Raw genomic sequence first — 12,973 nt, forward strand, 5'->3', positions numbered from 1 at the left:
ATGTTTTTAGTTTAAACAGGGGGCTTATGCACTTTTCGTCTAGTGATACCGTTGGCTTTTTGCGGCGGTGTTAGCTGCGGCAACGGGGAGCGTCCGTTGCCGGCAGAAACGTGATTAAAGGAAGGTCATCACCAGCAGATAACCGGTGATGCAGGAGCACAGCACGCCGATCAGGCCAGGGATAATGAAGCTGTGGTTGATGATAAATTTACCGATGCGAGTGGTACCAGAGCGGTCAAAGCCGATGCAGGCCAGATCGCTTGGGTAGGTAGGCAACACGAAGTAGCCATAGGCCGCCGGGAAGAAGGCCAGCAACATTTTAGGCTCGACGCCTAGCTGCAAGGCCATTGGAGCAACGGCGGCCAGAGCAGCGGCCTGGCTGTTAACCAGTTTGGAAACCAGGAACAAGACGATGGCGTAAGTCCAGGGCTGGCTTTTCACCACGTCTTCCAGCACCACTTTTAACTCCCCCATATGTGCCTGGAAGAAGGTGTCACTCATCCATGCCACACCGAATACCGAGAAGATGGCGACCATTCCCGCTTTGAATACGGCACCGTTGGCGATATCGCTAGGTTTGACTTTACAGCCCATCAGGATCACGGCACCGGCGATCAGCATCATCATCTGGATCACCAGATTCATCGACAGCGGTTTCAAGACACCCTTGGCATCGGCAAAGGAAGGACGCAGATCGGCAAAGGCGCCGAGCATAACCACGATAGCGATAGCGCCGAAGAAGATCAGCGTTGACCAGTAAGCCTGCTTGGGAAATGTTTGATTGAGCAGGGTTTCGGTGCCGCCATAAATATAGGCACGCTGCTCCGGATCCTGGATCCTGGCCTGGAAATCCGCATCCTTATCCAGATCTTTGCCGCGGCGCAGGCTCCACAATGCTGCCATCAATACGCCGACCAGCGAAGCCGGGATAGAAACGGCCAGGATCTCCAGCAGCGAGTAGGCTTTACCGATCCCATGACCGGCGGCAATGATCGAAACCAGTGATACTACGGCCACGGAAACCGGGGATGCGGTGATAGCCATCTGTGAGGCAACAGAGGCGACGGCCATAGGGCGTTCTGGGCGGATCCCTTTTTTGATGGCGATATCAGAAATGATCGGGAACATGGTGTAGACCACGTGGCCGGTACCGCATAGAAAGGTCAGCGTCCAGGTGGTAAAAGGGGCGAGTAAGGTGATGTGTTGTGGGTGGCGGCGCAGTAGTCGCTCGGCATATTGCATCATGACATTCAGGCCGCCAGCGGTTTGTAACACCGAGGCACAGCCGATCACCGCCAAAATGGTGAGCATGACATCTACAGGAGGTTTTCCTGGTTCCAAACCGAAAATAAAGCACAGCAGAAATAAGCCAATACCACTTATTAAGCCTAGCCCCATACCGCCAAATCGGGTGCCGACTAATAGGCAGATAATAATAATTGCGAATTGCAATGTGATCATGAGAGTCCCTTGTCAGAAAGAAATAACTGCTAACGCCCATCGCTCCTCAATGCAGGCAGTACGGGCTCTGTCTTCGCAGAGTAACCCTAAAGAGGTGTGAGCGATTTATGCCATAGTTATTTATTTGGCGAGGGATAACTGTGAGATCCCGCAATATTTATTCAATAGAGTGACTATTATTTCTGATATAGATTCAAATGAATAAAGAATGAAAATCAATTGCCAGTTAAATGTATGACAATTGTTTTATAGTTGTTTAATTTGGCGATGGATGGGGCGGGTTTGCCAAGGAATTTGTTGGCTATGCGGGCGTGGCATGCAGTGCCTCCTACACGCCGAAGTGGTGTTTTTTTGATCGCGTCAGGGCCAATGAGTAATCTATTTTTGTGTTCACTTTTATTTACGGTCTGTGTTTTTTAGGGAGGCTGACGTTGGTTGTTCTTCGCTGCGCCCTATTGGCCTATTGTTTTTTTATTTAAATAAAACAGCTATTTGATCTGTATTTTGTTTTCTGTCGCCGATGTTTTACTTCGCTGTTCATGATGGTAATTTTTTATTTACAGTAAATGGATTGAAAACTTTACAAGGAGTGGTTAAGGTAGCACCTGTAACGCTCAATGTTTTCACTACGCACACGCATAACGGCAAACGACAGGAATAGGATCATGCAAAAAGACGCGCTCAACAACGTACATATCAGTGCAGAACAGGTTCTGATCACCCCGGAAGAGCTGAAGAACCAGTTCCCACTCAGTGCCAACGATGAAACGGAAATCGCGACGGCCCGCCAAACCATTGCCAATATCCTTAAAGGGCAAGATCACCGTCTGCTGGTGGTCTGTGGGCCATGTTCGATCCACGATCCTGATGCCGCGCTGGATTACGCGCGCCGTCTGAAAACCCTGTCGGCTGAATTGAGCGATCAGCTGTATATCGTTATGCGCGTCTATTTTGAAAAACCAAGAACCACCGTCGGCTGGAAAGGCCTGATCAACGATCCGTATATGGATGGATCCTTTGATGTAGAAGCGGGTTTGCACATTGCGCGTCGCCTGCTGCTGGATCTGGTCGGTATGGGCCTGCCGTTGGCGACCGAAGCGTTGGATCCGAACAGCCCGCAATACCTGGGCGATCTGTTCAGCTGGTCGGCGATCGGTGCGCGTACTACAGAATCTCAGACACACCGTGAAATGGCTTCCGGCCTCTCAATGCCAGTGGGCTTCAAAAACGGTACGGACGGTAGCCTGGGCACGGCCATCAACGCGATGCGCGCTGCATCCATGGCGCACCGTTTTGTCGGTATCAATCAGGCTGGCCAGGTTTGCCTGCTGCAAACCCAGGGTAACCCGGATGGTCATGTGATCCTGCGCGGTGGTAAAACGCCTAACTACAGCGCTGAGCACGTTGCCGCCTGCGAAAAACAGATGCAGGATGCGGGACTCCATCCGTCCTTGATGATAGATTGCAGCCATGGCAACTCAAATAAAGACTATCGCCGTCAGCCAGCGGTTGCCGAATCCGTCGTTGAGCAGATCAGAGCGGGTAACCGTTCGATTACCGGCATCATGCTGGAAAGCAATCTGCACGAGGGCAGCCAGTCTTCTGAACAGCCGCGTGTGGATATGCGCTACGGCGTATCGGTGACCGATGCCTGCATCAACTGGGAAAGCACGGAGACGCTGCTGCGCCAAATGCATCAGGAACTCGGCGCTGCGCTGATGGCACGCACTGGAGAGTAGTGAGTTATGGTGGCTGAACTGACCGCATTGCGCGATCAAATTGACGAAGTGGATAAAGCGCTGCTGGCCCTGTTGGCGAAACGCCTGGAGCTGGTGGCGGAAGTAGGGGAAGTCAAAAGCCACTACGGTTTACCGGTTTACGTACCTGAGCGGGAGGCGGCAATGTTGGCCTCTCGCCGCCAGGAAGCGGAAAGCCTCGGCGTTCCACCAGATTTGATCGAAGACGTGCTTCGCCGTGTGATGCGTGAATCCTACACTAGCGAGAACGATAAAGGCTTCAAAACGCTGTGCCCACAGCTGCGCCCTATCGTCATTATTGGCGGTAATGGCCAGATGGGCCGCCTGTTTAACCGGTTGCTTACGCTGTCGGGTTATCAGGTCAAAGTGTTGGATCAAGAGGATTGGCCGCAGGCGGATAGCCTGCTGGCAGATGCCGGTATGGTGATTGTCAGCGTGCCGATCCATATTACCGAGCAGGTGATCGCCCAACTGCCGCCGCTGCCGCAGGACTGTATTCTGGTCGATCTGGCTTCGGTGAAGAACCGACCGTTACAGGCGATGCTGGCCGTACACGGTGGCCCGGTACTGGGGTTGCACCCAATGTTCGGCCCGGATGTTGGCAGCGTGGCCAAACAGGTGGTGGTGTACTGCGATGGTCGTCAGCCAGAAGCCTACCAGTGGTTGCTGGAGCAGTTGCAGGTTTGGGGCGCGCGTTTGCATTGTATCAGCGCCGTCGAACACGATCAGAACATGGCCTTTATCCAGGCGCTGCGCCACTTTGCTACCTTTGCTTACGGCCTGCATCTGGCCGAAGAGAACGTACAGCTGGAGCAGTTGCTGGCGCTCTCTTCGCCGATCTATCGGTTGGAACTGGCAATGGTGGGGCGGCTATTTGCTCAGGATCCGCAGCTGTACGCCGATATCATCATGTCTTCTGAAGACAATATTCATCTGATCAAACGCTACTATCAGCGCTTTGGTGAGGCGATCAAGCTACTGGAACAGGGCGACAAGCAGGCCTTTATTCAAAGCTTCCAGAAGGTGGAGCACTGGTTTGGTGATTATGCCCAGCGCTTCCTGGTTGAGAGCCGTTCTTTGCTGCGCCAGGCGAACGATAGCCGTCAATAATAGATGAAAAAGGGTTCGGCATAGCCGAACCCTTTTTGTTACTTAAGACGGATTGACCGGCACCACGTTTTCGCTTGGATAACAGCCCAGCACTTTCAGCGAGCGGGTGATCGGTGTCAGCCCTTTCAACGCCTTCTCCATCGCCACAGAACGCAGGTTAGCCTGCACATCAATGTAAAACATCTCTTCCCACGGGTTACCGTTGATCGGGCGTGATTCCAGCTTGGTCATGATGATGCCATTGTCACGTAGCACCAACAGAGCTTCCACCAGAGCACCGGATTGTTGACCGGTGGCCATGATCAACGTGGTTTTGGCCGGAACCTGCTCGGAAACCTCAATCGCCTTACGCGCCAGAATAATGAAGCGAGTGATGTTCTGCTGCTGGTTAGCCAGGTTATGTTCCAGTACCTGCAGATTGTACAGCGCACCACCGGCCTCGCTGCCTAACGCCGCAGCTTTTGGCGAGTTCAGCTTGGCGACCTTCTCCATAGCGGCGGCGGTGCTTTCGCAATACTCGATCTTCCAGTGTGGATAGCGGTTCAAATACTGGCTGCACTGCTGGAAAGGTTGCGGGTGGCTATAGACGGTTTCGATCTGCTGCAGATCGGTGTCGCTGGCTACCAGTACGCAGTGATCGATCGGCAAGGTTAACTCACCCACGATCGACAGGCTGGTATGTTGCAGCAGGTCGTACACATCGTTGATAGAGCCGGAACTGGTGTTCTCGATGGGCAAAATGGCGTAATCCGCCTGGCCGGTTTCCACCTGGGTAAAGATGTCCTGGAATTTCTGACAGCCGCATTCGATGAGCTGATCGAAATGGCGGGCGGCGTACTGGCGGGCGGCCAGATGTGAGTAAGAGCCTTTTGGCCCCAGGAAGGCAATGCGCGCGGAATGTTGGCTGGTCTGGTTAAGCTGGTGCTGCAACAGGGCCTGCTGGGTCAGCACGGAGTCTTCGATAATCAGCTGGAACAGGCGAGTGACGTAAAAACCATCGAGGTCATAAGGTTTGGCCGCGCTGATCAAGGCGTCCAACAGATCGCGCTCACGCTCTTTATCGCGGATCGGGCGGTGCGAATGCAGTTTGGTTTTGCCCACCTCCACCGCCAGTTCACGGCGCTCTGCCAGCAGGGCCAGCAATTTCATATCCAGTGCGCTGATGCGTTCGCGCAGCACGAGTAACGGGTTATCAGTCATAATCAGCTTTGCCTTGTATTCTTCTAATCCCGTCGTCTTGCAAGCCGCAGCTTGAAGCCCAGCGGGGCGGGTTGTCATATAGCCATAAAAAAAGCCCCCTGCTTGAGGAGGCTTGGTTGTTCGTCTTCGCATTCTTTCTCACACGACGAAACGCCTCCCAATCAGGGGAAGGTAAAAAAGAATGCGAAGAAAAACGGTTTACGGCTCATGGCGTTCCAAAATGTGTGTAAATCAGGGTTTAAAGTAACCGCTGGCTTTTCATTGTGTCAATAGAAACCGGCAGACAAAAAACGCGCCCTAGGGCGCGTTTGATGTGAAACAATCACTTGCAGAGTTATTCCTCTTCTTCCTGCGTGATTACTGGAGCCAGGTCTTTCACGCTGGCATAAGCGCGGCGTGCCTCGCTTTTGTGTTGTACCTTGTTCAACTGACGCTCAAGTTTGGCAATCAGGTCATTAACGGCGGTATACATGTCTTCATGTTTGGCGCTGGCAACCAGCGGACCGTTAGGCGTGGTAATGGTGGCGTCGACGGCAAACCCTTTAGGTTCTTTAGATAAGACGATGTGTGGGTTGATCAGCTGCGCCTGCCACTTTTCCAGTTTACTGAGACGGTCTTCGACATGATTACGGATTGCGGGGGTGATATCCATTTGTTTGCTGGTAATGTTGAGTGTCATATAACTTACCTCTCTGTCTTTCCGTCTTGGATAGATTCAGCATACCGCTCTTTTTGCCGAAATGCGTGATGGAAAACACAAATTTTTGTCACTTTTTGCAAAGTTAGTTCAATCTGTGATTTAGCGTCTGAAACTGCCATCTAACGCTTGAGTCTTGGCAGCAGAACGCGCATTATCGATAGGTTAACCGGTGGTGCAGCCTTGCTAACACCGTGTTTTTGCTTGTGTATTTATCCTTAAAACGGCTGAATTTGCAGCAAATAAATATCCTCCGGCATAGCCGGAGGTTTTTCATATGCGCCTATAAGGCTCTCTTGCCAGCCGCGCCCTAACAGGCGCATCGCGATCTGACATTTGCATCTATGGATTACTTACGGCCCGTAAACGGGCTACCCGGATAGGGGATCGACAACTGCTCACCCATCTTATCCTCTTCCAGTTGGTGCTTTATGTATTCTTGTATCCTGGTTGTATTTTTACCAACAGTATCAACGTAATATCCTCGGCACCAAAACTCCCTGTTACGGTATTTGAACTTCAAATCGCCAAACTGCTCATAAAGCATCAGGCTACTCTTTCCCTTCAGATATCCCATAAAACCCGACACACTCATCTTCGGTGGGATTTCCAGAAGCATATGGATGTGATCCGCACAGCATTCTGCTTCTAGAATATTCACACTTTTCCATTCGCACAGCTTTCTTAAGATGCTGCCTATCGCTTTACGCTTTTCCCCGTAGAACACCTGTCTTCGGTACTTCGGCGCAAAAACTATGTGATATTTACAGTTCCATCGCGTGTGAGCTAAGCTCTTTTCGTCCCTCATAGGGACCCCCTTTTGATTTCTTGTTGAACGTTTGCAGTTGCCAGACCGCAAACTGTTTTAACAAATCAAAAGGGGTTTTTATAACTGGCTCAAAGCTGAAAGCTTTACGGAACCTCCAGCCTAGCTGGAGGTTTTCTGTGCACAATGAAAACGGCAGCCGAAGCTGCCGTTTTGTTTTTGTGCCCATATCAAAGACTCAAGACGCGTTGGCGGCGATGATTTTCGCTACCTTGTCGGCCTGAGCATTCAATTGCAACTGGCGATAGGCGTTTTCCATCAGCGGCAGCGCATCGCGCGTCGCTTTGGTATCCGGGAATTCACGCATCATCTGCTCAACGCGATTAACTACCGCGACGTAAGCGCCACGTTTAGTGTAGTATTCCGCCACTGAGAGCTCGTACTTGGATAGACGGTCCTTCAGGAATACCAGACGCTTGTAGGCATCGGTCGCGTATTGGCTGTTCGGATACTGCTGGATCAGCTGGCTGAAGTCGCGGAATGCGGCGCGGGCATGCTGTGGATCGCGGTCAGAACGGTCAACCCCGAAGAAGCCTTGCAGTGCACTGTCATCCAACGCCATATCTGTCAGACCGCGCATGTACATGACGTAGTCGATGTTCGGATGCGTTGGGTTCAGACGCATAAAGCGATCGATAGAGGCCTGTGCCAAAGGTAAATCGGCAGATTTATAGTAGGCATAAATCAGATCCAATTGGACCTGCTGAGAGTACGGCCCGAATGGATAGCGGTTATCTAACGCTTCGAGTTGCGTAATCGCGCCCTTAAAGTTACCGTCCTGCAGTTTTTGCTGGGCAGTAGCATAGATTTCCGAAGGCGGGCTGTCGGGAACCGTATCCTTGGATGTGGAGCAACCTGCCAGCGCCAGGCTCAACGTGGCTGCCGCCACCAGATATTTCATACGCGTCATGACGTTTAGATTATCCTCAGGGTGTTATTTTGGGAGACTGTCCGTTAAGCTCCCGACAAAAGACCAGTTACAATAGCACATTATATTAAACGGCATCGCCGTGAAAACCCAACGTTAACGAAGAAGCTGCATATGGCACAACAAGTACAACTCACCGCAACGGTGGCCGAAACTCAACTCGGACAACGTTTAGATCAGGCTTTGGCCGAATTGTTCCCTGATTATTCAAGATCTCGCATAAAAGAATGGATCCTGGAAGACAGGGTACAGGTCAATGGCAAAACGATAAACAAGCCGAAAGAGAAGGTACTGGGGGGAGAGACGGTCGCCATTGATGCACAGATTGAAGAAGATGCCCGTTGGGAACCGCAAGACATCCCGCTGGATATCGTCTATGAAGACGCCGATATTCTGGTGATCAACAAGCCTCGCGGCCTGGTGGTGCACCCAGGTGCGGGTAATCCGGATGGGACGGTGCTTAATGCATTGTTACATTATTTCCCGGAGATTGCCGACGTACCGCGTGCCGGTATCGTTCACCGTTTGGATAAAGATACCACCGGCCTGATGGTGGTTGCCAAAACCGTTCCGGCGCAAACCCGCCTGGTTGAGGCATTGCAGGAGCGTGAGATCACCCGAGAGTACGAAGCGGTAGCGATCGGCACCATGACCGCGGGTGGCACAGTGGAGCAACCTATTGCCCGCCACTCCACCAAACGTACTCACATGGCCGTGCACCCAATGGGCAAACCTGCGGTGACTCATTACCGCATTATGGAACATTTCCGCGCCCATACCCGTTTGCGCTTGCGCCTGGAAACCGGCCGTACGCACCAGATCCGTGTGCATATGGCGTATATCGACCATCCGCTGGTGGGCGATCAACTCTACGGTGGCCGTCCACGTCCGCCAAAAGGGGCGTCAGAGGCCTTTATCAACACGTTGCGCGGCTTTGACCGTCAGGCACTGCACGCAACCATGTTGCGCCTGTATCATCCGATCAGCGGTATCCAGATGGAATGGCATGCGCCAATCCCACAGGATATGGTCGATCTGATCAACGCGCTGAAGCTCGATACCGAAGAATTCAAAGATCAGATGAATTGGTAATGAGTTCGCTGATTGTACCCGATTGGCCGCTGCCTGCAGGGGTAACAGCCTGCAGCTCCACTCGTCATGGCGGTGTCAGCCTTCCTCCCTACGACTCGCTGAATCTGGGTGAGCACGTTGGTGATGATGCACAGGCCGTGGCGCGTAACCGCCAATGTTTGGTCACGGCCGCTGGCTTGCCGCAGATGCCGCTGTGGCTGGAGCAGGTACATGGTACTCGTGTACTGACGCTGGATGGCCAAACGCCTGAAGATTTGCGCGCCGATGCGGTTTACAGCAATGTGGCCGGGTTGGTCTGCGCGGTGATGACGGCGGATTGCCTACCGGTACTGTTTGCTTCACAAGCGGGGGATGAAGTTGCCGCCGCGCATGCCGGTTGGCGTGGCTTATGTCATGGCGTGCTGGAAAATACCGTGGCGCGCTTTGCTGCCGCACCAGAAAACATCACTGCCTGGCTCGGCCCGGCAATCGGCCCAAGCCGGTTCGAAGTTGGGGCTGAAGTGCGTGCGGCATTTATGGATATTGATAGCGCCGCCGCCGCCGCTTTTACTCCCCACGGTGAAAAATTCCTCGCAGACCTCTATCTTTTGGCTCGTCAGCGCCTGCAAGGTGCTGGTATTTTCGCCATTTATGGCGGTAATCGTTGCACAATGAACGAAATGAGTCATTTTTTCTCCTATCGGCGCGACGGAACAACCGGACGTATGGCAAGTTTGATCTGGGTGAGATAACCTACTGCCCTAGGACGATCCACTGATGCATGACGTTGTACTCATAATATAGTGTCGAGATAACCTTGAAAATTTGAGGGATGACCTCATTTAATCTCCAGTAGCAATTTTGACCTACATTGGAGGTGTTATGCGTCTGGATCGTCTTACTAACAAATTCCAGCTTGCCCTCGCCGATGCCCAGTCTTTGGCCCTTGGGCGCGACAATCAATTTATTGAACCGTTACATCTGATGAGCGCCCTGCTCAATCAGGATGGGGGGACGGTTCGTCCATTACTGACTTCTGCCGGGATTGATGCTGCGCGAGTGCGTACCGACATCGATCAGGCATTGTCTCGTCTGCCTCAGGTTGAAGGTACCGGTGGGGATGTTCAACCCTCACACGAACTGGTACGTGTCCTCAACCTTTGCGACAAGCTGGCGCAAAAGCGGGCAGACAAGTTTATTTCATCCGAGCTGTTTGTGCTGGCGGTGCTTGAAGATCGCGGTAACTTGACCGATCTGCTGAAAGCAGCCGGTGCTACAGCGGACAAAATAGCCAAAGCCATTGAACAAATGCGGGGGGGAGACAGCGTGGATGACCAAGGTGCTGAAGATCAGCGTCAGGCTCTGAAAAAATACACTATCGATCTCACTGAGCGTGCGGAACAGGGCAAGCTTGACCCGGTGATTGGCCGTGATGAAGAGATCCGCCGCACCATTCAGGTGCTGCAACGCCGTACCAAAAACAACCCGGTACTGATTGGTGAGCCTGGTGTCGGTAAAACCGCCATCGTTGAAGGCTTGGCACAGCGCATTATCAACGGTGAAGTTCCCGAAGGGCTGAAGCATAAACGCGTGCTTTCCCTGGATATGGGCGCGTTGATTGCCGGTGCGAAATACCGTGGCGAATTTGAAGAACGCCTGAAGGCGGTGCTGAGCGATCTTTCCAAACAGGAAGGCAGCGTCATTCTGTTCATCGATGAGCTGCATACCATGGTGGGTGCCGGTAAAGCCGATGGCGCGATGGATGCTGGCAACATGCTCAAACCCGCGCTTGCCCGTGGGGAACTGCACTGCGTAGGGGCGACCACGCTAAACGAGTATCGCCAATATATAGAGAAGGATGCTGCGCTGGAGCGCCGCTTCCAGAAAGTCTATGTCGCGGAACCGAGCGTGGAAGACACCATCGCCATCCTGCGTGGCCTGAAAGAACGCTATGAGCTGCATCACCACGTGCAGATAACGGACCCGGCGATCGTAGCAGCGGCGACATTGTCGCACCGCTATGTTTCCGACCGTCAGTTGCCGGATAAGGCCATCGACCTGATCGATGAGGCCGCCTCCAGCATTCGCATGCAGATGGACTCCAAACCGGAATCGCTCGATCGCCTGGAGCGCCGCATCATCCAGTTGAAACTGGAAGAGCAGGCACTGAACAAGGAATCGGATGACGCCAGTAAGAAACGCTTGGAAATGCTGAGTAGCGAGCTGGAGCAGAAAGAGCGCGAATACTCAGAACTGGAAGAAGAGTGGAAAGCGGAGAAGGCTTCTCTGTCTGGTACCCAAAATATCAAGGCGGAACTGGAGCAGGCCAAGATCACGCTGGAGCAGGCGCGCCGCGTAGGTGACCTTGGGCGCATGTCTGAACTGCAGTATGGCAAAATCCCTGAGCTGGAAAAACAGCTTGAGGCGGCCACGCAGGCAGAAGGCAAAACCATGAAGCTGCTGCGTAACCGCGTTACCGACGCCGAAATCGCCGAAGTATTGGCGAAAGCGACCGGTATCCCGGTGGCCAGAATGCTGGAAGGTGAGCGCGACAAACTGCTGCGTCTCGAACAGGAGCTGCACTCACGGGTGATTGGCCAGGATGAAGCGGTGAACGCGGTGTCCAATGGCATTCGCCGTAGCCGTGCCGGTCTTTCCGATCCAAACCGGCCGATCGGTTCATTCCTGTTCCTGGGTCCTACCGGGGTGGGTAAAACCGAACTGTGTAAGGCGTTGGCTGGGTTCCTGTTCGACAGTGATGACGCGATGGTGCGTATCGACATGTCCGAGTTTATGGAGAAACACTCCGTATCGCGGCTGGTGGGTGCGCCTCCAGGCTATGTCGGTTATGAAGAGGGCGGTTATCTGACAGAAGCGGTGCGCCGTCGTCCATATTCAGTGATCCTGTTGGACGAAGTGGAAAAAGCACACCCAGACGTGTTCAACATCCTGTTACAGGTGTTAGATGACGGACGTCTGACAGACGGACAAGGTCGTACCGTTGATTTCCGTAATACCGTGGTGATCATGACCTCTAACCTGGGTTCCGATCTGATCCAGGAGTATTTCGGTCAGATGAGCTATCCACAGATGAAGGAATCGGTCATGGAGATGGTGAGCCAACATTTCCGTCCGGAATTCATCAACCGTATCGACGAAGTGGTGGTGTTCCATCCGCTCGGTCAGAAACATATCGCGCAGATTGCCAAGATCCAGTTGGCTCGTCTGTACCAGCGTCTGGAAGAGCGTGGCTACGAAGTCAGTATCACGGAGCCAGCCTTGGAGCTGTTGGGCAAAACGGGTTACGACCCAGTGTATGGTGCGCGGCCGTTGAAACGTGCTATCCAGCAGGAAATCGAAAACCCGCTGGCACAGCAAATCTTGTCTGGCAAGTTGATCCCAGGCAAACCGGTGACGCTGGACGTGGAAAACGACCATATCGTTGCCAAGCAATAAAAGTAGTTGCTGGTAGCTATATAGAAGGGGGCGGTTTTTACCGCCCCCTTTTGTTTGGGTTTAGCCTGGTTGACGGGTTTTCGATGTTCAACAACATGAAATCAGCGTCTTTTAGACTAATAATTATCCTAAAACGTCCGTTTTGGCTGATATTTGAGCGCTTGAAAAGTTTTTTGAATTTAGGGGTTGCGCCCTTCTGAGAACTCCCTATAATGCGCCTCCACTGACCGGGAACAACGACTCCTCTAACGAGAACCAGTCGCCCAGGCAGGAAGTGTCAAGCCGGTGAAAACACCGAAATAAAGGTTGACTCTTCAGAGGAATCGCGTAGTATACGCCTCCTCGAGTTAGCAAGCGAAAGCGCGTAACTCACTGCTCTTTAACAATTTATCAGACAATCTGTGTGGGCACTCACAAGACGATATCCAGCTACTTCGGTAGCAAAAAAATATCAAGTCTTGAAGAGT

Annotated in this window: 11 protein-coding genes and 1 other annotated feature; of the genes, 5 read left to right on the plus strand and 6 right to left on the minus strand. The window is 52.7% G+C overall.

The features are described 5' to 3' along the window. Window positions 1–114: 114 nt before the first annotated feature. The gene (locus ACMV5H_RS18120) at window positions 115–1,461 is read right to left on the minus strand and encodes an anaerobic C4-dicarboxylate transporter (protein ID WP_021182193.1); all 1,347 of its coding nucleotides are present in this window, start codon (window positions 1,459–1,461) and stop codon (window positions 115–117) included. Between the two features lie 665 nt (window positions 1,462–2,126). On the opposite strand from ACMV5H_RS18120, the gene ACMV5H_RS18125 reads away from it, so the two are divergent. After that, entirely contained in the window at window positions 2,127–3,200 is a 1,074-nt protein-coding gene (locus tag ACMV5H_RS18125; RefSeq protein ID WP_021182194.1) for a 3-deoxy-7-phosphoheptulonate synthase, read from the plus strand. Between the two features lie 6 nt (window positions 3,201–3,206). Continuing rightward, window positions 3,207–4,328 (plus strand): bifunctional chorismate mutase/prephenate dehydrogenase, encoded by a 1,122-nt coding sequence (tyrA, locus tag ACMV5H_RS18130; protein WP_179253402.1) that lies wholly within the window; start codon window positions 3,207–3,209, stop codon window positions 4,326–4,328. A gap of 42 nt (window positions 4,329–4,370) precedes the next feature. On the opposite strand, the gene pheA is transcribed toward tyrA, so the two are convergent. The 5 genes from pheA to bamD all read right to left on the minus strand — a co-directional run bounded on the left by pheA (window position 4,371) and on the right by bamD (window position 7,961). Next, the gene (gene pheA / locus ACMV5H_RS18135) at window positions 4,371–5,528 is read right to left on the minus strand and encodes a bifunctional chorismate mutase/prephenate dehydratase (RefSeq protein ID WP_021182196.1); all 1,158 of its coding nucleotides are present in this window, start codon (window positions 5,526–5,528) and stop codon (window positions 4,371–4,373) included. Window positions 5,529–5,612: 84 nt separating this feature from the next. Then, window positions 5,613–5,738, minus strand: a sequence feature (Phe leader region). Next, entirely contained in the window at window positions 5,690–5,737 is a 48-nt protein-coding gene (gene pheL, locus ACMV5H_RS18140) for a pheA operon leader peptide PheL (RefSeq protein ID WP_192958309.1), read from the minus strand. It overlaps the preceding feature by 48 nt. Window positions 5,739–5,862: 124 nt before the next feature. Continuing rightward, window positions 5,863–6,207: a ribosome-associated translation inhibitor RaiA gene (raiA, locus tag ACMV5H_RS18145; RefSeq protein WP_021182197.1), complete on the minus strand. Its 345-nt coding sequence runs from the start codon at window positions 6,205–6,207 to the stop codon at window positions 5,863–5,865. 367 nt (window positions 6,208–6,574) lie between these two features. After that, entirely contained in the window at window positions 6,575–7,033 is a 459-nt protein-coding gene (gene tnpA, locus ACMV5H_RS18150; RefSeq protein WP_179250519.1) for an IS200/IS605 family transposase, read from the minus strand. Between the two features lie 196 nt (window positions 7,034–7,229). Further along, window positions 7,230–7,961 (minus strand): outer membrane protein assembly factor BamD, encoded by a 732-nt coding sequence (bamD, locus tag ACMV5H_RS18155; RefSeq protein WP_021808131.1) that lies wholly within the window; start codon window positions 7,959–7,961, stop codon window positions 7,230–7,232. Window positions 7,962–8,093: 132 nt separating this feature from the next. Here bamD and rluD point away from each other — a divergent pair, with 132 nt between their 5' ends. The 3 genes from rluD (at window position 8,094) to clpB (ending at window position 12,506) form a co-directional block, all read left to right on the plus strand. After that, window positions 8,094–9,071, plus strand: a complete 978-nt coding sequence (gene rluD / locus ACMV5H_RS18160; protein WP_021182199.1) for a 23S rRNA pseudouridine(1911/1915/1917) synthase RluD — start codon at window positions 8,094–8,096, stop codon at window positions 9,069–9,071. Continuing rightward, the gene (gene yfiH, locus ACMV5H_RS18165; RefSeq protein ID WP_021808130.1) at window positions 9,071–9,802 is read left to right on the plus strand and encodes a purine nucleoside phosphorylase YfiH; all 732 of its coding nucleotides are present in this window, start codon (window positions 9,071–9,073) and stop codon (window positions 9,800–9,802) included. The genes rluD and yfiH overlap by 1 nt, the downstream gene beginning before the upstream one ends. A 130-nt stretch (window positions 9,803–9,932) precedes the next feature. Further along, window positions 9,933–12,506 (plus strand): ATP-dependent chaperone ClpB, encoded by a 2,574-nt coding sequence (clpB, locus tag ACMV5H_RS18170; RefSeq protein WP_414822249.1) that lies wholly within the window; start codon window positions 9,933–9,935, stop codon window positions 12,504–12,506. Window positions 12,507–12,973: the final 467 nt, after the last annotated feature.

It is taken from the genome of Serratia sp. N21D137, assembly GCF_047530005.1.
Classification (GTDB): domain Bacteria; phylum Pseudomonadota; class Gammaproteobacteria; order Enterobacterales; family Enterobacteriaceae; genus Chania; species Chania fonticola_B.